Below are 18,630 nucleotides of genomic sequence, written 5' to 3'. Positions count from 1 at the left end.
GATTGGTACCGCCCAGTGTCACACATTGATAGATTGTCACATTGTCGCCAATTTCGGCGGTTTCCCCGATGACGGTAAAACCGTGATCGATGAACAGGTGCCTACCGATTTTCGCGCCGGGATGAATATCGATCGCCGTGAAAAATCGCGCGGTATGGTTGACGAAACGGGCAAAAAAATAGAGCTCGCCTCTGAAGAGCCAATGCGCCAGACGATGCAGACCGATGGCCAACACTCCCGGATATAGCAGCACTTCCCAGCGCGATCGCGGTGCCGGATCGCGAGCCTTGATGGAATCCAGATAAGCGCCCAGTTCCCGAAACATAATATTTTCTCCGGATGTTGCGAAGATTTCCAAAATAGGCACGACAAGTCAGTATTTCCAGTCTTTTTTTGAAACCCAGTTTGGATGACGCTTTTCATATGATTTACAATCATTATATTAGATCAATAATTAAACACTGATCGAAAGCCTCGATAATGTCGACCTACCTCCCCACGCTCAAGCAACTGCAATATCTGGTTGCGCTGAAAGAACATGGTCATTTCGGCAAAGCGGCGAAATCCTGTTTTGTTACCCAGTCGACCTTGTCGGCGGGAATAAAGGAACTGGAAACGTTGCTCGACATTGTGCTGGTCGAGCGAACACGCCGGGTTGTCCGTTTTACCGAACTGGGCAACCAGATGGTGGAAAAGGCCTACCGGATACTGCGCGAGGCAGAAGAGCTTTCCGAAATGGCCCGTTCCGCGGGCAAACCGCTTGCCGGTAACATCCGCATGAGCGTCATCCCCACAATCGCACCGTTCCTGTTGCCCCGGCTACTGCCGCAACTCCGCAAGGAACGACCGGAACTCAAACTTTATCTGAAAGAGGAAGCCAGCCAGGCCGCGTGTGATTCTCTCCATCATGGCCATGCCGATTGCGTCTTGCTGGCGTTGCCGTTCCCGTGCGGCGATGTCGAAACCGCCGTCCTGTTCAGTGACGAGATTTTCGTGGCCTTCCCCAAAGACGATCCGCGTGATCCGCCATCACAGGTCGATCCCGCTACGATCGACGAAACCCGGCTGTTGCTGCTCGAGGACGGGCATTGTCTCAAGGATCATGCGCTGGCAGCGTGTAACCGGCCGGAACTCAGAGCTTCGGCCAGGATGATGGGAACCTCACTGCACACACTGGTCCAGATGGTAGACAATGGCCTGGGCCTGACACTGCTTCCCAAGATGGCAATCGAAAGCGGCATTTTGGATCACACGAACATCGTCGCCCGACCACTGAAATCGGACAACGCCACGCGGGACATTGCGTTGGTCTGGCGGACGAACAGTCCCCGGCGCGCAGAGTTTCAGCTGCTGGCGGAAATTATGAAGGGCGCCCAGAATTGGGTTTCCAAAGCCGGTTCATAGACTGCTCGCCTATTTTTCCCATTCTTTCGACGCCGTGGCATCAGAATCGCGCGCTTCGACCCAGTTCGCGGCCCCGTCGGTACGGGTTTCTTTTTTCCAGAACGGCGCGACCGTCTTCAACCTGTCCATGATGAAAGCACAGGCTTTCATCGCTGAATTGCGGTGATCGGAACCGGTCACAACAAGCACGATATTATCACCAACCGACAGCTTGCCAACCCGATGGATGATCGTGATCGCATGGAGTGTCCAACGGGATTGCGCCGTTTCCGCGATATCCTGAAGCGCCTTGCGGGTCATTGCCGGATAATATTCCAGTTCGAGTGTTTCCAGATTGCCGTCATCGCGGACCTGTCCAACAAAGCTGGCAATCGCACCGCCTCCCTGCCCTGCGACTTCAAGCGTCTCGGAGGCAATGTCAAAATCCGCAGGACGCACGTCGATCTTTATCATCCCCCGGTTACCGGCGGGAAAATCGCCAGTTCCTTCGCCGTCCCGACCAAAGATGCCGGTGTTCCGTAATCCTGATCGAGAGCGAAACGCAATTTCTCGACGTCGGAAAGCACTTCTGCATAGGCAGCGCCCCGATCGGCGAGCAAGGTCAAGACATCGCTGATTGTCCGGACTGTTTCCGGGAGGGAAACCTGCTCACCGTCAAGGCCGAGCCGTTCCCGCACCCATGCGAAATATATGATATTGATCGAACGGCTCATCAATCCATATGCTTCAAGCCGACGCGAAGATAATCCCATCCGGTTACCAGTGTCAGAATCGCTGCGGCCCAGAGCGTCCACAAGCCGACGGTTTGAACGATCGGAAATTGCGGCAATCCGCCGGCCATGATCAGGGCACCAAGAGAAATCATTTGAAATCCGGTTTTCCATTTGGCCAGTTGAGAGACGGGCACACTGACCTGCAATCCGGCAAGGAACTCCCGAAGGCCGGACACGGTGATTTCCCGCAACAATATGACAAGGGCTGCAATGGTGTGCCATCCGCTGATGTCCCTCGTGAACACCAGCATTAGCACCACTGCGGCAACCATGATTTTATCGGCGATTGGATCCAGAAAAATTCCGAGCTTGGAAACCGTGCCTTGCGACCTGGCGAGATAGCCGTCGAAATAATCTGTAATCGCCATCAGGCAATATAGCCCGAAGGCCAGCAAATAGTCGATCGGCAGCGGTTGCGATCTCGCTGCCGTAAAATTCGGCCAGAGCAGGAATACCAGAATCGGTACCGCAAAAATCCGCGAGAGTGTTAATATGTTTGGCAAATTCAGCATTGCGGCTTTCGCATAAACAGATTTTCGCAAAATGAAAATCGTTTCAATCAACCGGTGGGCGAATTCAACACCTTCGCACCCGTCAATCGGTTTGACGCCGGGGCTCAGTGGGCTAAGGATGTTGCAACTTTCAATATTTCGTTTGAAAAGAGATTTTTACTTGATGCAAAATACTGCGCATTTGCTGCGGACAAGAAGGTTTTTGCCGCTGTTCCTGACGCAGTTGCTTGGGGCCTTCAACGACAATCTCTTCAAATTCTCGATGGTCATCCTGGTGACCTATGGGATTTACGAGAGTGAATCAGAAGATTTTGCATTCAACGCCCTCGCCTCCGGTCTCTTCATCCTGCCCTTCTTTCTGTTTTCCGCGCTGGCAGGCCAGTTGGCAGACAATTACGACAAGGCAAGGATCACGCGATTCGTAAAAACGCTCGAGATATTCATCGCCGTTATTGGCGGTATCGGGCTTTGGCTCCAATCGATTCCCATTATGCTGACCGCCCTGTTCCTACTTGGTCTGCAATCCACCTTTTTTGGCCCCATAAAATATGCGGTGCTACCGCAGCATCTGGAAAAAGATGAAGTCCTTGGCGGCACAGGGCTGGTCGAGGCCGGAACCTATATTGCAATTCTTGCAGGCACGATCCTTGGTGGCATCATCATAGACCGAGACGGTAACGGCGTCGAAATTGCCATCATCATGGTTTTTCTGGTGGCGCTGATCGGTCGCGTTGCAGCCCAGTTCATGCCACCGGCACCAGCGCAAAAAGAAGTCGAGAAAATAGACTTCAACTTTGTCCGCTCTTCCATTCATCTTATCTCGGCGACCTTGCATGTACGCAAATTATTTCTTGCGATTATATCGATCAGCTTTTTCTGGACGATCGGATCGGTCCTGATCATTCAGTTCCCGCCGCTGGTAGAAAATGTGCTGACCGCTACCCCGCAGGTCGCCAGCCTCTTCTTGGGGGTGTTTTCGATCGGCATCGCCATTGGATCTGTTCTGGTCAACCGATTGTTGAAAAGCGAAGTTTCAGCCCGTTTTGCGCCGGTGAGTGTAATCCTAATGGGTGTATTTGTCGTAATACTCTACTTTATAGCGAGTAGCTGGGAGGGTTTGCCGAACGGTGATCTCTACACTTTGAAGACCTTCATCGTTCATGATGGCGCTTGGTCTCTGTTGGCGACACTCGGCGGTGTCTCCATATTTGGCGGTATGTTTGTTGTACCGCTCTACGCCTTTCTGACGACAACCGTTGACATCAGCCGAACCGCCCGCACGATCGCTGCCAATAATGTGGTCAACTCCGGGTGCATGGTTTTGGGTGCATTGACCGCAATCGGGCTCAGTATGCTGGGAGTTTCGACAACCGAACAACTTCTTCTGGTAGCGGCTATGTGCCTGATGGCCGCTTGGCTTGGCCAGCAGCTTCATCGGGCTTGCGACTGATCAGCCGTTTTAGCGCAATTCGAGAGGGTTGAGCTTGACGGCGTTAAATCAGGCGATGAATGTATAGAAAGCCGTAAAAAAAGTCAGAAAGCTCAACAAGAACAAGCTGGCATCCTCTCCTAGCCATTTTCCCTTGGAAGTCGCAACTGCCTCCGGGCCATGCTCTTCTCTCGCGATTTGCTCGATTTCAACCGGCAGACTTTGACGAAAAGGATGCCTTATGTTTTCGTTGCGCAACACCAGCGACGCTATTTTCTCTCTGTCCATGCCAAACAGTTAACAGTTTGTTATCCTTATTTTCCACCCCAAACTTTGGTCCTTTGGTTAACGTCTTGAATTGGAACAGCCCTGCACATCCGGAGAATTTCGGAAACGCGTCGAGACGAAATTCATCGACCATGATTCAGCCTGCACAAACCGATCATTCAACTGGCGCATGTCAATCTGTGTGATCTTTGCAACTGAATCCGGAAATTACCATTTTGAACAACAACATGGTTGATTTCAGTAGACTGTTATGCCAATGCCTAACGCGTATTGAGTGAAATGCGAAACCCTGAAGGAGCAAATTATGCGTTTCGGTAAAATTGGAATGGCTGCAGCAGCAGCCGCATCGCTTGTAAGCGCACCCGTTTTGGCACAGGCTGTACAGCCTGTTTCTTCCGTTGCACGTACCAGTGCAACCGTTGATAGCGAAAACAACCTCGAAGGCGGCTCGGGAATTATCCTTGCTATCCTCGCTGCAGCAGCAGTGATTGCCGGCATCATCATCGCAGCCGACGGCAGCGAAGATACGCCAACTTCCCCCTGAGCTAGTTCAGGCATAGAAATTCGAAAATGGCGGCCAGTTGGTCGCCATTTTTTTTGAGTGTTCAAGAAACCCGAAACCGAAGTTCCGGTGATCGATCGATATCAATTTGCCGGGCCACCAAGCCCCCGGTTGCACATTTGGGCCGGATTACCCATATCTCTTTTCATGACAGAAAATCAGCGACATGGCCTGCAGCAATGGCATGGCACGACAATATTATCGGTCCGAAAAAATGGTAAGGTTGTCGTCGTGGGCGACGGTCAGGTATCCATGGGTGATACGGTGATGAAGCCCAACGCCCGGAAAGTGCGGCAATTGCACGACGGATCGGTAATTGGCGGCTTTGCAGGCGCTACCGCCGATGCTTTCACCTTGTTTGAGCGGCTTGAGGCGAAATTGGAACGTCATAATGGACAGTTGATGCGCGCGGCAGTCGAACTGGCGAAGGATTGGCGCACCGACAAATATCTCCGCAACCTGGAAGCCCTGATGATCGTGGCAGACAAGGATATCACCCTGATTCTCACTGGCAATGGCGACGTGCTTGAACCTGTTGAGGGCATGGCCGCAATCGGTTCCGGGGGAAATTTCGCTCTCTCGGCTGCGCGTGCTTTGAAAGACTACGAAAAGAACGCCGAAAAATTGGCCCGAAAAGCGATGGAGATTGCGGCGGACCTCTGTGTCTATACCAACAATCAGGTCACGATTGAAACGCTCTCAAGCGACACCTAGTTCCTGTCGGAACCATCCTACTCAGCAATGAAGAGAAAATAAGCATGCAGGCGAACCTGACCCCCAAAGCCATCGTCAAAGCACTGGACGAACATATTATCGGACAGCAAGACGCAAAACGCGCCGTAGCCGTTGCTCTGCGTAACCGCTGGCGCAGGCAGAGGCTGCCCGCCGAACTCCGTGAAGAAGTGACTCCAAAGAACATCCTGATGATCGGGCCCACGGGTTGCGGCAAAACCGAAATTTCTCGCCGCCTTGCAAAGCTCGCAGATGCGCCCTTTATCAAGGTGGAAGCCACCAAGTTCACCGAAGTCGGCTATGTTGGCCGGGATGTCGAACAGATAGCCCGCGACCTTGCCGAAGAGGCGGTCCGGCTGGAACGCGAGCGCAGGCGGCTGGCTGTGCACGAAGCCGCCGCGGATGCCGCCATGAAGCGGCTCCTCGACGTCTTGTGCGGAGAAAGCGCCAGCGAAGCCACCCGGGAAAGTTTTCGTCAACGGGTTGTCGACGACCATATGAACGATACCGAGATCGAGATTGAAGTCGAAGACGCGCCCAATATGCCGATGGATATTCCAGGGATGGGTGGTCAGGTTGGCATGATCAACTTGTCCGATATGATGGGCAAGGCATTCAACCAAAGCCGCCTGAAACGCCGGAAAATGCGCGTCGCAGATGCCTGGGACAAGCTGGTCGAAGAAGAATCCGACAAGCGTCTCGATGATGATGATATTTCACGGTCGGCGATCACCGATGCAGAGTCCAACGGTATTGTTTTTCTAGATGAAATCGACAAGATCGCGGTGAGCGATGTGCGCGGCGGATCGGTCAGCCGGGAGGGTGTCCAGCGAGACCTTCTTCCGCTTATCGAAGGAACGACGGTTGCGACCAAATATGGTCCGATGAAAACCGATCATATCCTGTTCATCGCATCGGGCGCTTTTTCGATTTCCAAGCCGAGCGACATGCTTCCCGAATTGCAGGGACGTTTACCGATCCGGGTCGAGTTACGAGCACTGACCGAAGAGGATTTCGTAAGAATTCTCACGGAAACCAAAGCCAATTTGACCGAGCAATATATCGCTCTGCTCGGCACCGAGGATGTCACGATCGCTATCACAGAAGATGCGATCAAGAAGCTTGCGCAGATTGCGGCAAATGTGAACGAAACAGTTGAAAATATAGGCGCTCGCCGGCTCCAGACGGTCATGGAAAAGCTGCTCGAAGAAATCAGCTTTACCGCAGAAGACCGCGCCGGCGAAGAAATCACCATCGATGCAGCCTATGTCGACAAGCAGCTTTCCGATGTTGCCAAAGATACCGACCTGTCCAAATATATATTATGATGATATTGTCAAAAACGCAGTGAGCGCAATCTGATACCGTTGAAGCCGTTGGTTCTCGGATTTGCATTGGCCGCTGTATCCGAATTGTAGTGAATCGCGAAAGGTAGCAGGGATAAAGAGATGGAATATTTCATGAACAGCACCGCCTTGTTGTTGTCGTCCGTTGCTCTCGCTGGATTGTCGGCTTGCTCTGAACCATCTCCAGACGCGGCCTCCAAAGTCACCGGGCAGGCACAATCAAGGCCGGAGGTAGTCATCGCACCAATCACCGAAGCGGAGAGTATTGACGCCGGACTGGCGGTTGGAGACCAGGTTCCGCTGACCACCAGTCTGCTGACCGACGAGGGAGAGACATCTCTCGGGGCAATATTGGAAAACGGCCCTGCCCTCATTGTCTTTACGCGCTCGGTGGAATGGTGTCCTTATTGCCAGACGCAGTTAAAATCGATCAACGCGATCGTTGACGATCTGAAGGACCGCGGCTTTAACCTCTATGGACTCAGCTATGACAGCCCCGGCCATCAGGACCGGTTCTCGAAGAACCAGATGTTGCAATATGACATGTTGTCTGACCAGCCATCCGCTGCGATCGATGGCTTTGGATTAAGGGATCCGCAATATACCGAAGGGCGCGCCGTTGGCGTCCCTTATGCTTCGGTCTTCGTGATTGCCAAAAACGGCAGGATTATCGCGAAATCCGTATCAGGTGATTATAAAAAACGTCCTACCAACGAGCAGATTTTAGCGCTGGTTGACTCAATCTAGTTACTGATCGCGGCGTCTTTTGGTGATCCTACCGGTTCGTTGTCGTTGACAGCAATCTGGTTGGCTTCCGGCAGAACCACCAGCTTCCACTTCCTGCTATCATCGAGATATTTTACAGCCAGAGCCTGCACTTCCTCGGGTGTTATAACAGTATAGTCACTGAGCAGAGTTCGCAGGGCTACAAATTTCTGCGGATTAAAACTCGCTCCCTCCATCTGGCTCATCCAGAAGCTGTTGCCACTGCTGGCCCTGGCGATAAGCTGACGCAATGGTTCAACCACACGCTGAAGTTCGTCTGCACTAACCGGTTTTTCCCGCAAATCCTTGGCGATCAATTCGACGACATTGTAGAACCGGTCGATATTGTCCGGCGTCAACTGACTCTGCGCGCCGATATAGCCGCCCGTGTCGAACTCGACCGGCCAGCTATTGATCACCTGAGGACTGTAGCTTGCTCCCTGCTGAGAACGGAGAATTTCGAATAAACGATCGTTGAAAATGGACACCAGCACTTCCAGTTTTCGACTTTCACGGACATCTTCAAGTCCGCCACCGGTTGGCCAGGCAACCATCGCAGCGGCACGATCCATGTCCCCTTTGTGGACCAGAATTTCCGGCCCAGCCCGAGGTGCCGGAAAATGTGGAGAAGTTGCATCAGGAAGAACAGAACGCGGCTTGCGTTTTTTCAATGCGCCGAATGTCTTCAATATGGACTCTACTGCCAGATCCCTGTCAAAGTCCCCAAACAGCATGAGTTCGATTGGCCCGCTGGCGAGTATCGGCTTCCAGAATTCTCGGAAATTGGTGGTGGTCAACTGATCGAAATCCTCTTTATCCGGCGTCTTCCAGCGTGGATCCTTGCCCCGCACCAGCCATTCCAGATCCCGATCCAGAACCGCCTGGGGGGACGACGAGAAACTGTCGTAACTCATCAGTGACGCAGCTTTGCTGCGGATAACGGGAGCGGCGTCCCAACGCGGAAAGGCCAATTTTGCCGCGATCAGATGCAGCTGGTCTTCGAGATCGGAAGGCCTGGTATCGGCAGTGATTTCGAACGCATCATTGTCGATATCGAAACCCAGTCCAATACGGCGACCGGTGGTAATCTTGTCGAGGTCTTCCTGGCCCAAATCGTCCACGCCGCTGGCCATAAGTGCCATTGCGCCGGACCATGCAAGCGACTCCTGATGAGGCGATAACCCGCTATAACCTTTTCCGAAACGGGCATTCACCATGATCTTGTTGCGTTCTGCTTTGTTCGGGAACAACAGAACCCTGACGCCATTGGCCAGCTCCAGCTGTTCGATTTCAAACTGATCTATCTTTCGGGTCGATTTGACAGCACCCTTTTTCCCTATTTTTTTCAGCGATTCGAAACCGATGTCGGATTGAGCGACACGAACACCGCTCGCTGCATCAACGGTGCTTCGCAACGCTTCGGCGAGCTTTTCGTTGCCGGCTTCGATCGTATCGGGCGATGTCAGCAATGCCCGTGTAGTAACCCCCGTAAACAATTTCCGCGTTGCATCTAGTAGCCTTTGCGGCGTGTACAAATCGCGCATCGCCCGAAAAACATCGAGCGCTACCTGAGGGGTTGCGACGGTCTCGCGAATATCCACTGCATTGACGATATCGTCGGCCTGTTTTCGCGCCGCTTCGCTCGGGTAGCTTTCGACACCGATCGCAAGCGCGGCGTCGAATTCGGCAATTTCCCTGGCAATATCGGGTTCGGAAGGAGCGACCGTTGTGGCATCGGCGATAACCCCGCGGACGTCCGACAGCGCGGCTTCCCAATCGTCACCGAGTGGAATGATACTGATGAATGTTCCGTCGACAGAACGGCTGACATCATCCTGCCCCACACTGGCCTGCAGATAGCTGCCCCCGGCTCTCGCCCGTGCTTCCAGACGGCGATTGATCATCTGCAATGCCAAAAGATCGATCAGTATCTGCTGGTTATAGACGATCGTATCCTCGACCTGCTGCCACGGTCGGGCAATGATCATCGAAATGAAGCGCGGTACGGTTGGCTCGACAACAATCTGGCTTATATCTGCCGTATCCTGCGGTTGTCCAAAGTCGGGAATGCTGCCCGCCTTGCCCTTGCCGCGCCATCCCGAGAAGTGCTTCTTCAACAATTCCTCGAACAGTTCCGGTTCTCCGTCTCCGGCGATTACGATCACTCCATGCTCCGGACGATACCAGCGTTGATGGAATAGTTGCAGCATTTGCGGGGTTGCGGCGCTCAACGTCTCCGGCGTCCCGATCGGTGCCCGGCTGGCCAGTCGCTGCCCGGCAAAAAATAGCTCACGTGTCGCATTTTGTACCTTGGATTGAGGCCCGGCCCGTTCGCGCAACTCGGCCAGCACCACCGGGCGCTCTGCGTTAACCGCGGTTATGCTCAAGCCCGGCGAACTCGCCATCCCCGATAATATTTTCAGGCTTTCGTCGAGACTGGTCCGGCTGGCATTGGGCAGGTCGAGCTTGTAAACGGTTTGCGTCGGCGAAGTTTCGGCATTGCTGTCGCTTCCGAATGTCGCGCCCAATCGCTGCCACACGCGTTTGGCTTCGCCATCGGGGACATATGTCGAACCGCGAAAGGTGAGATGCTCGATAAAATGGGCAAAGCCCTGTTCCTTGTCGGTCTCCATCAGCGAACCGACATCCATCCGCAAGCGGATCGACACCTGTCCGGGTGGCACGCCATTGCGTTTGACCGCGTAGCGCAATCCATTGTCCAGTTCGCCAAAGATCCAGCTCTTGTCGACCGGAACATCACTGTTCTTGTAGAGCCATGGCAGAGAGTCGTCGTTTTCGGCTTGCTGCGCAGACGCCGGGCCGGGCATCGCCATTACGGAAAAGGCCAGCATGAAAAAGGACAAACATGGGATCAGACGGAAGGATTTCGAGTTCATGTAGCGGATATAAGCAGGCCCATTCTGACTGGCCAGTGAATATTCCCGACATTCTTGCCGATTGCCATGGCTGGAGAGTGTTTAGCCCTTGATAGCGCCCCCATAAATCGCCAGATAACAGATATGCTTATTGAAACAGAAAAAACACCGAACCCCTCAACCCTCAAATTTCTTGTCGGACAGACGGTCATGACTGATGGGACCCGCGACTTTGCATCACCGGAAGACGCAGAAACATCACCACTGGCGGAAGCCCTGTTCACGCTCGGCGACGTTACCGGGGTTTTCTTTGGCTCCGAATTCGTCTCGGTAACATGCGGTCCGGGCGCAAACTGGAGTGATCAAAAGCCCCAGATACTCAGCATTTTACTCGACCATTTTTCAGCCGGACTGCCGCTTTTCAAGCCGGGCAGTGCTGGCGAAATTGTTGTTCCACCCGAAGAAGAAGTGCACGATGATCCGGAAGATGCGGATATTGTGGCGCAAATCAAAGAACTGATCGAAACCCGTGTCCGTCCGGCGGTAGCCAATGACGGCGGCGATATCGTGTATCGCGGCTTTAACAAAGGCACGGTATTCCTGAAAATGCAGGGTGCCTGTGCAGGCTGCCCGTCGTCGTCGGCGACCCTGAAACAAGGGATCGAGTCTTTGTTGAAACATTATGTTCCCGAAGTCATCGAAGTCCAAGCCGCATAAGTTTCATTTTTTATTACAGAGGCAAATCAATGAACTCCCCACTGGATCAAGCGGCGCTGGATCAATTGTTTTTAAAAGCACGCACATTTAACGGATATCATGACAAGCCGGTATCCGTCGACCAACTGCACGCGATCTGGAATCTGATGAAGATGGGTCCGACCAGCGCGAACATGCTGCCGGCCCGTCTTGTATGGTGCCACAGCCAGCAGGCGAAAGACAGGCTGGCTGACCTGTCGTCGGAAGGCAATCAGGACAAGATCCGCAAAGCACCTGCGGCCGTCATTATCGGTATGGACGAGGATTTTCACGAGCATCTGCCGGAACTTTTCCCGCATGCCGATGCAAAAAGCTGGTTCGCAGGGGATGCAGAGGCACGCAAAGTGCATGCCATGCGCAACAGCTCGCTGCAGGGCGGTTATTTCATTCTCGCGGCCCGCGCGCTCGGTCTCGACACCGGTCCGATGTCCGGTTTCGACAATGATGCCGTCGACAAAGAGTTTTTTGCCGATCGGCCCAAGGTCAAATCCAATTTTATCTCGACACTGGGCTATGGCGACGCAGCGACAATTTTTGATCGCAGCCCGCGACCCGAATTCGACCAATTCAACAGCTTGATATGACGCGTTGATGGGCGAGAGGCTCCTCGCTATCGATACGGTCACGGTGGCATGTTCCGTCGCGCTGTTTGAAGAAGGTGCTTTGATCGCCTCGGACTATGCGGAAATCGGGCGAGGCCATGCGGAAAAACTTATTCCGGCGATCGCGCAGCTACCTGATCGGGGCAAAGCTGACCGAATATTGGTCAATTGCGGTCCGGGCAGCTTCACGGGCGTTCGCATCGGTATTTCCGCCGCAAAAGCCCTGGCATTGGCTTGGAACGCAGAAATCCAAGGCTATTCCTGCCTCGCTTTGGTCGAAGCTCAAGTCCGGAACCAGTTGAAAATACCCCGCCCGGTCTGCGTCGCGATGCTTGCCGGTCACGGCGAATATTTTCTACAAAATTTTTCTGTCGCCGGAAAACCGTTGGCACCGTTCGTGTCTGTCACACCGGATGAGGCGGCGACGCTGGTCAATGCGGACGTCATTGCCGGCTCAGCCGCTGCCGAACTTGCCGCGCTGGTCGGAGCAGAAGAACACTATACGATATTGCCAAATGCCTCCCACATCTCTTTAGTGGCGAGCGAGATGAAACAGATGCCACCCCAACCGGTCTATGGACGTAAGCCAGACGCCCAGCCAGCGAAAGTCGTCTAAGCGATGGCCAGTCGCCATGGGGCATGGAAAGGCCATGATCCAGCCCAGATCGATATCCAATCAGGTGATCTGGGAAATTTGAATGACATCATGCGAGTCATGGATCGCGCCTTTCCCAAGGCCTATGGCGAAGGATGGAACTATCATCAATGCCGCTCGATGATCTCCATGCCCAGTGCCAAGCTGTTGATTGCGCAAAGGGCGGACCTAGTTTGCGGTTTTGTGATCAGCCGTCAGGCGGCCGATGAAGAAGAGCTGCTCATGATTGCGGTTTCTCCCGACTATCAAAATCAGGGCGTCGGGCATCAGTTGCTCGAACATATGTTGCTTGCTGCCCGAGCGGATCATGTCTCCGCGGTTTTTTTGGAAATGAGGGCCGACAATCCTGCTGCAAAACTTTACGCCAAATTCGGATTCCACGAGATCGGCTTACGCAAATCCTATTATACTGGTCCGAACAAGGAAAAATTCGACGCCATTACTTACAAGGCCATATTTACCGACTAAGCAGGCGGCCCGGCTTTCATCAGGTAGACTATTGCGGAGAGCGTTCGATCGTGTAAATATCAGTGCGCAGTAAATGCAAAATAATAAAAATAATGGTCGCACAAAGGTATAATATTATGACAGAAGAAGAAATCGCGCTGAACGAGATGCTTATTACATTCACTTCAGACATCGTTGCCGCGCATGTGAGCAACAACAGCGTTGCGGTATCGGATTTGCCGCTTATCATTACTAGTGTTCACGGAGCCCTTGCAGGTCTTTCTGGTCAAGCCGCCGAACAGGCGCGTCCTGATCCTGCCGTTCCGATCAAGTCATCGATCAAGCCAGATTATGTTGTCTGCCTGGAAGATGGCAAGAAACTCAAGATGCTGAAACGTCACCTGATGACTCACTATGGCATGACACCCGAAGATTACCGTGCAAAATGGGGCCTGCCCAACGACTATCCGATGGTAGCTCCGAATTATGCGGAAAAGCGCCGCCAGCTTGCCAAGGCAATCGGCCTCGGCAAGAAAAAGGGACCAAAGAAATAAATCGCAACCCGATTGCATCGAATTTGGAAAATTGCGGCGGCGCCGCCGTAATTTTCCCTTTGCAATATGCTGCTCCCCGCATAGAGTCTTCCCGATAGTAACGGATAGGGCCCATGCCTCAAAAAATCGATCTTGAAGCATTATGTGCGGAAAAAGGACTGCGGATTACCGACCAGCGTCGAGTGATTGCGCGCGTCATATCCGATGCCGAGGATCATCCCGATGTGGAAACCCTGCATGAACGGGCTTCTGCCGTAGACTCTCGTATCTCGATCGCGACCGTCTACCGGACCGTTCGCCTTTTCGAAGAAGCCGGAATATTGGACCGTCATGATTTTGGCGATGGTCGCGCCCGCTATGAAGCCGTTCCCGAAGCACATCATGATCATCTGATTGACGTAGAAACCGGCAAAGTAATCGAATTTGTCGATCCGGAACTTGAAGCGCTGCAAAAGCAGATTGCCGAAAAGCTGGGCTACCGACTGGTTGATCATCGCATGGAGCTCTATGGCGTATCTCTCGCCAGAAAAAGCTGAAGTGCCTGACCCCAACCCTGAAGCGAGCGCGTTCGACACCCAACCGATGGCATATCACCTGTGGGATGGGGCTTCCCCACTGGGCTATTTGAGATTTGCGTTTCGCATAGCCCTATTGTTCACCGCATTGTTCATCTGCATCCCATTTTACTATATTTGGCGGTTTCTGGGCCTATCCAACCCCTGGCCACGGACATTTCTCAAGATCGCGGCTTTCGCGTGCGGTGCACGGGTCAATATCATCGGGACCCCGATCAGGCGGGACGTCTTTTTCATTTCCAACCATTTGTCATGGGTGGATATCGCAATCCTCGGCGGTCATAGCGGCACTGCATTTGTTTCAAAGGAGGAAATCGGGAACTGGCCGATTGTCGGCTGGCTTTGTCGGCTCAATGACACCGTCTTTGTTGCGCGATCAGACCGAATGGGAATTGCACAGCAAATCAACCAGTTGCGCGATGCATTGGCAGAAACCTGGGCAATAACGATTTTCCCCGAGGGTACGACCGGTGACGGTTCTACGCTCCTCCCGTTCAAAGCGCCTTTGCTAAAAGTGCTGGAAACACCGCCACCGGGCATATTGGTGCAGCCGATATTTCTGAACTATGGTGAGAATGCCTTCGAGATCGGCTGGACGGGCGATGAAAGCGCCCCGGCGAACGCCTGGAGGATGCTGACGCGGCGCAGCAGCTTTCTGGTTGAAGTTCATTTTCTGGAACCCTTCGATCCGGATCATTATTCGTGCCGGAAAGAAATTGCGGCGGAGGCCCGGCGCCGTATCGCCGAACCGCTTTCGGCTTCCCTGGGCGGGAAACCCATTGTATAGGCAGCCGCTATGACTCAAGCCGATCTCAAAAAATTCCACATCAAATCGTTTGGTTGCCAAATGAACGTCTACGACGGCGAGCGCATGTCTGAAATGCTCGTCGATCAGGGCATGAGCGCCGCGAAAAGTGGCGAAGAAGCCGACCTGGTGGTGCTGAACACCTGCCACATTAGGGAAAAGGCTGTCGACAAAGTCTATTCCGACATTGGTCGGCTGCGCAGGAAAGACGGGACCAGCCCGATGATTGCCGTTGCCGGTTGCGTTGCCCAGGCGGAGGGGAAAGAAATTTCCCGCCGCGCACCAAGCGTTGATATTGTTGTTGGACCGCAGGCCTATCACAGGCTGCCGGAACTCATGGAGACCGCAAAATCGGGAAAGAAGGCGCTCGATACCGATATGCCCGCCATATCAAAATTCGATGTTCTGCCATCTCGCGGGAAACAGGCGCGGCCGACCGCATTCCTGACGGTCCAGGAAGGTTGCGACAAATTTTGTACTTATTGTGTCGTCCCCTATACCCGCGGTGCCGAAATATCCCGGCCTTGGAGCGATCTTGTTGATGAAGCCAAAGCTCTCGTCGATGGAGGTGCGCGCGAAATCACCTTGCTCGGCCAGAATGTCAATGCATGGACCGGCGAGAATGAAAAGGGCCAAATGCAGGGCCTCGACGGTCTGATCCGGGCGCTGGACAAGATTTCCGGCCTGAAACGCATTCGCTATATGACTAGCCATCCCAACGACATGACCAAAGGGCTGATTGCTGCGCATGGCGATGTAGCCAAGCTCATGCCCTTTCTCCATTTGCCCGTCCAGTCGGGTAGCGACCGCATCCTCAAGGCGATGAACCGATCGCATAGTGTGCAAAGCTATCTCGAAATTCTCGAACGGATGCGCGCAGTACGACCCGATATCGCGCTTTCGGGCGACTTCATTGTCGGCTTCCCGGGTGAAACCGACCAGGATTTCGAAGAAACCCTTCAGATCGTCCGCGACGCCAATTATTCTCAAGCCTTCTCTTTCAAATACTCCCCCCGGCCGGGGACCCCCGCTGCCGGGATGGACGACCAGATCGCACCGGAAGTGATGGACGAACGGTTGCAGAGATTGCAGGCATTGCTGAACGAGCAGCAATATGCGTTTAATCAGCAAACCGTGGGCCGCAAGACCGACATTCTGCTCGAGCGGCAAGGCAAGCTGGACGGCCAGTTAATCGGCAAAACGCCTTGGCTGCAATCGCTGCATATTATTTCGCCCGATCTGAGAATTGGTGATTTGGTAGCGGTAGAGATTACCCGTGCAGGCCCCAACAGCCTCACTGGAGAAATCAGAGAAAGAATGGCCGCCTGATGGTTCAAAAAGCAAAGGCCGGAGCCGCCGCGAAGCTCACCAGCCTGGATCTGGAATTTGAAGATCCGCAAATTTTGGGCGATTTATTTGGTGAATATGATCGGAATATCGTGGCGATCGAAAACCGCCTTGGTGTCTATATCGCGGCGCGCGGAACAAAATTGAAAATCGAAGGCGAGGAAGAAGCCGTCTCCCAAGCGCGCACGGTCCTCACCGGAATCTACAACCGCCTGGAACAGGGACAGGAGATCGACGCCGGAGCGGTTGAAGCGATAATCGCCATGGCTGCCGATCCGCGCGTGGCGAAGGTTGCGAGACAATCTGGTGCTAGCGACAAGGCCCGAAAAGACGATATCGCCGAAGCGCCGAAGGTGATGATCCGAACACGCAAGAAGACCATTTTTCCGCGTTCCGTCCGGCAGGCTCATTATATGGAGGCCCTGGCTCGCGATGACATGATTTTTGCCCTCGGTCCTGCGGGGACGGGCAAAACCTATCTGGCGGTGGCACAGGCGGTCTCGCAGCTGGTCAGCGGCTCCGTTGATCGGCTCATTCTTTCACGCCCCGCCGTTGAGGCAGGCGAAAAAATCGGGTTTCTTCCGGGAGACCTGAAGGAAAAGGTCGATCCTTTTCTGCGTCCGCTTTATGATGCGCTATACGACACACTTCCCGCCGAGCAGGTCGAAAGGCGGATCGAGAGCGGCGAAATTGAAATCGCTCCGATCGCGTTCATGCGTGGTAGAACCCTTGCCGATGCGTTCGTCATTCTTGACGAAGCCCAGAACACCACCGCGGCACAGATGAAAATGTTTCTGACACGCTTTGGCATGAACAGCCGGATGGTAATTTGCGGCGACCCCAAGCAGGTGGATCTGCCCAAAGAGGCGGTGTCCGGTCTTGCCGATGCGGTATCCAAGTTAAAGGATATCGAAAGGGTCAGTGTGGTCGAATTTGGTGCCAGCGATGTTGTCCGCCACCCGCTGGTCGGGAAAATTGTCGAAGCCTATGAAGGCAAAGATGCTGCAGACTGAACTGACCGCGGCTCCCGAATGGGGAAATGAACTGGAGTGGACGGATTTGGCAGCACGGGCGACAAAGGCCGCTATTGCTGCATCTTCCCATGCCGATATTATGTCCCGGAGTTTCGCGATAGAGATCAGCGTGAAACTTTCCGATAATGCCGAAGTCCACTCGCTCAACAATTCCTATCGCGGCAAGGACAAGCCAACCAACGTCCTGTCCTTTCCCCAGATCCAGCCTGACCTCCTCGAAACGCTGGCCAATACGGACGACGGAGAGGCCTTGCTCGGGGATATCATCCTCGCATACGAGACGTGTCGCGATGAAGCGGCCGCAAAGAACATTTCCCTCTCCAACCATGTTTCACATTTGATTGTGCACGGGTCGTTGCATTTGCTAGGATATGATCACGAGAACGAGACAGATGCCGGGCTGATGGAAAATTGTGAAATCAATGCATTGGCAACTCTGGCCATCGCCAATCCTTACGCAGAACAAGCAAAAAACAGGTAATCAAGAAATAATATGAATGACGTGGAAAAGGAAAGTGGCACCGGCGTGGCTCGCGGCAGCGGCCAAACCAAGGAAGATGACGAGCCCGGGCGAATATGGCGGAGCCTGAAGGCTCTGCTATTCGGCAACACCGACGACAACAGCCTGCGCGCGCAGATCGAAGAAGTTATCGATGACCATGAAAACGATGCCGAAGCCGATCCCAATGGACGTCAGGACGTATCATCGCTAGAACTTGAAATGTTGCGCAACATGTTGCATTTCAGCGATAATCGGGTCGACGATATCGCCGTACCGCGCGCCGATATGATCGCCATCGAGGAAAGCTCCCCGTTCAGCGACTTTGTCGATATTTTTTCCGAGCACGGACACAGCAGAATTCCGGTTTATCGCGAGAATCTCGATAATATTATCGGCATGATCCACATCAAGGATATTTTCGCGATTGTCGCCAAGGGCGGCAAGTATCCCGACGATATCACGCCATTTCTCCGGCAACCCCGCTTTGTTCCGGAATCCATGGGCGTGCTCGATTTACTGGCCGAAATGCGGGCAACTCGCACCCATCTCGCAATTATTTTCGATGAGTATAATGGCACCGAAGGTCTTGTCACGATTGAAGATATTGTCGAGGAAATTACCGGCGAGATTGAAGACGAGCATGACGACGAGCCGGTGCCTATGCTG

Annotated in this window: 22 protein-coding genes; 17 read left to right on the top strand and 5 right to left on the bottom strand. The window is 53.5% G+C overall.

Annotated elements, in window-relative coordinates:
* A partial coding sequence (locus tag WBM93_RS08730) for a serine O-acetyltransferase (RefSeq protein WP_424430979.1) occupies positions 1–325 on the bottom strand: 325 nt, incomplete at its 3' end.
* A 155-nt stretch (positions 326–480) separates the two neighbouring features.
* Between WBM93_RS08730 and WBM93_RS08725 the strand changes: the two genes are divergently transcribed.
* The gene (locus WBM93_RS08725; protein ID WP_424430976.1) at positions 481–1,404 is read left to right on the top strand and encodes a hydrogen peroxide-inducible genes activator; all 924 of its coding nucleotides are present in this window, start codon (positions 481–483) and stop codon (positions 1,402–1,404) included.
* Positions 1,405–1,413: 9 nt separating this feature from the next.
* On the opposite strand, the gene WBM93_RS08720 is transcribed toward WBM93_RS08725, so the two are convergent.
* The 3 genes from WBM93_RS08720 to pgsA are packed head-to-tail and all read right to left on the bottom strand — an operon-like array spanning position 1,414 to position 2,689.
* Positions 1,414–1,857, bottom strand: a complete 444-nt coding sequence (locus tag WBM93_RS08720; protein ID WP_424430973.1) for a molybdenum cofactor biosynthesis protein MoaE — start codon at positions 1,855–1,857, stop codon at positions 1,414–1,416.
* Complete coding sequence (moaD, locus tag WBM93_RS08715) at positions 1,854–2,117, bottom strand: molybdopterin converting factor subunit 1 (protein WP_424430970.1); 264 nt, start codon at positions 2,115–2,117, stop codon at positions 1,854–1,856. The genes WBM93_RS08720 and moaD overlap by 4 nt, the downstream gene beginning before the upstream one ends.
* Positions 2,117–2,689, bottom strand: a complete 573-nt coding sequence (pgsA, locus tag WBM93_RS08710) for a CDP-diacylglycerol--glycerol-3-phosphate 3-phosphatidyltransferase (protein ID WP_424430967.1) — start codon at positions 2,687–2,689, stop codon at positions 2,117–2,119. The genes moaD and pgsA overlap by 1 nt, the downstream gene beginning before the upstream one ends.
* A 163-nt stretch (positions 2,690–2,852) precedes the next feature.
* On the opposite strand from pgsA, the gene WBM93_RS08705 reads away from it, so the two are divergent.
* The 5 genes from WBM93_RS08705 (at position 2,853) to WBM93_RS08685 (ending at position 7,793) form a co-directional block, all read left to right on the top strand.
* The gene (locus WBM93_RS08705; protein ID WP_424430965.1) at positions 2,853–4,139 is read left to right on the top strand and encodes an MFS transporter; all 1,287 of its coding nucleotides are present in this window, start codon (positions 2,853–2,855) and stop codon (positions 4,137–4,139) included.
* 571 nt (positions 4,140–4,710) lie between these two features.
* Positions 4,711–4,950, top strand: coding sequence for a hypothetical protein (locus WBM93_RS08700; RefSeq protein ID WP_424430962.1), 240 nt, complete (start codon positions 4,711–4,713; stop codon positions 4,948–4,950).
* Positions 4,951–5,115: 165 nt separating this feature from the next.
* A complete protein-coding gene (hslV, locus tag WBM93_RS08695) occupies positions 5,116–5,682 on the top strand; it encodes an ATP-dependent protease subunit HslV (RefSeq protein ID WP_424430959.1) in 567 nt (188 codons plus the stop codon).
* Between the two features lie 44 nt (positions 5,683–5,726).
* Positions 5,727–7,028, top strand: coding sequence for an ATP-dependent protease ATPase subunit HslU (gene hslU / locus WBM93_RS08690; RefSeq protein WP_424430956.1), 1,302 nt, complete (start codon positions 5,727–5,729; stop codon positions 7,026–7,028).
* Positions 7,029–7,148: 120 nt separating this feature from the next.
* Positions 7,149–7,793, top strand: coding sequence for a peroxiredoxin family protein (locus WBM93_RS08685; RefSeq protein WP_424430954.1), 645 nt, complete (start codon positions 7,149–7,151; stop codon positions 7,791–7,793).
* Here WBM93_RS08685 and WBM93_RS08680 read toward each other — a convergent pair.
* A complete protein-coding gene (locus tag WBM93_RS08680) occupies positions 7,790–10,663 on the bottom strand; it encodes a M16 family metallopeptidase (protein ID WP_424430982.1) in 2,874 nt (957 codons plus the stop codon). The genes WBM93_RS08685 and WBM93_RS08680 overlap by 4 nt on opposite strands.
* Before the next feature lie 168 nt (positions 10,664–10,831).
* Here WBM93_RS08680 and WBM93_RS08675 point away from each other — a divergent pair, with 168 nt between their 5' ends.
* The 11 genes from WBM93_RS08675 to WBM93_RS08625 all read left to right on the top strand — a co-directional run.
* Complete coding sequence (locus WBM93_RS08675; protein ID WP_424430951.1) at positions 10,832–11,404, top strand: NifU family protein; 573 nt, start codon at positions 10,832–10,834, stop codon at positions 11,402–11,404.
* Between the two features lie 29 nt (positions 11,405–11,433).
* Complete coding sequence (locus WBM93_RS08670) at positions 11,434–12,027, top strand: malonic semialdehyde reductase (RefSeq protein ID WP_424430949.1); 594 nt, start codon at positions 11,434–11,436, stop codon at positions 12,025–12,027.
* Positions 12,028–12,034: 7 nt separating this feature from the next.
* The gene (tsaB, locus tag WBM93_RS08665) at positions 12,035–12,661 is read left to right on the top strand and encodes a tRNA (adenosine(37)-N6)-threonylcarbamoyltransferase complex dimerization subunit type 1 TsaB (RefSeq protein ID WP_424430946.1); all 627 of its coding nucleotides are present in this window, start codon (positions 12,035–12,037) and stop codon (positions 12,659–12,661) included.
* Between the two features lie 3 nt (positions 12,662–12,664).
* Positions 12,665–13,168 (top strand): ribosomal protein S18-alanine N-acetyltransferase, encoded by a 504-nt coding sequence (rimI, locus tag WBM93_RS08660; RefSeq protein ID WP_424430943.1) that lies wholly within the window; start codon positions 12,665–12,667, stop codon positions 13,166–13,168.
* A gap of 116 nt (positions 13,169–13,284) precedes the next feature.
* A complete protein-coding gene (locus WBM93_RS08655; protein ID WP_424430941.1) occupies positions 13,285–13,701 on the top strand; it encodes a MucR family transcriptional regulator in 417 nt (138 codons plus the stop codon).
* Between the two features lie 113 nt (positions 13,702–13,814).
* Entirely contained in the window at positions 13,815–14,237 is a 423-nt protein-coding gene (locus tag WBM93_RS08650) for a Fur family transcriptional regulator (protein WP_424430938.1), read from the top strand.
* A gap of 1 nt (position 14,238) precedes the next feature.
* Positions 14,239–15,063, top strand: coding sequence for a lysophospholipid acyltransferase family protein (locus tag WBM93_RS08645; RefSeq protein WP_424430935.1), 825 nt, complete (start codon positions 14,239–14,241; stop codon positions 15,061–15,063).
* A gap of 9 nt (positions 15,064–15,072) precedes the next feature.
* Positions 15,073–16,410 (top strand): tRNA (N6-isopentenyl adenosine(37)-C2)-methylthiotransferase MiaB, encoded by a 1,338-nt coding sequence (gene miaB / locus WBM93_RS08640; protein ID WP_424430932.1) that lies wholly within the window; start codon positions 15,073–15,075, stop codon positions 16,408–16,410.
* Positions 16,410–17,441, top strand: coding sequence for a PhoH family protein (locus tag WBM93_RS08635; RefSeq protein ID WP_424430928.1), 1,032 nt, complete (start codon positions 16,410–16,412; stop codon positions 17,439–17,441). Before miaB ends, WBM93_RS08635 begins: the two co-directional genes overlap by 1 nt.
* Positions 17,428–17,943, top strand: coding sequence for an rRNA maturation RNase YbeY (gene ybeY, locus WBM93_RS08630; RefSeq protein ID WP_424430925.1), 516 nt, complete (start codon positions 17,428–17,430; stop codon positions 17,941–17,943). The genes WBM93_RS08635 and ybeY overlap by 14 nt, the downstream gene beginning before the upstream one ends.
* A gap of 12 nt (positions 17,944–17,955) precedes the next feature.
* A partial coding sequence (locus WBM93_RS08625; RefSeq protein WP_424430922.1) for a CBS domain-containing protein occupies positions 17,956–18,630 on the top strand: 675 nt, incomplete at its 3' end.

It is taken from the genome of Parasphingorhabdus sp. (assembly GCF_049667325.1).
In the GTDB taxonomy this organism is placed as follows: domain Bacteria; phylum Pseudomonadota; class Alphaproteobacteria; order Sphingomonadales; family Sphingomonadaceae; genus Parasphingorhabdus.
The sequence above is the reverse complement of the archived record's forward strand: the minus strand, read 5'-3'. Positions and strand labels throughout refer to the sequence as shown.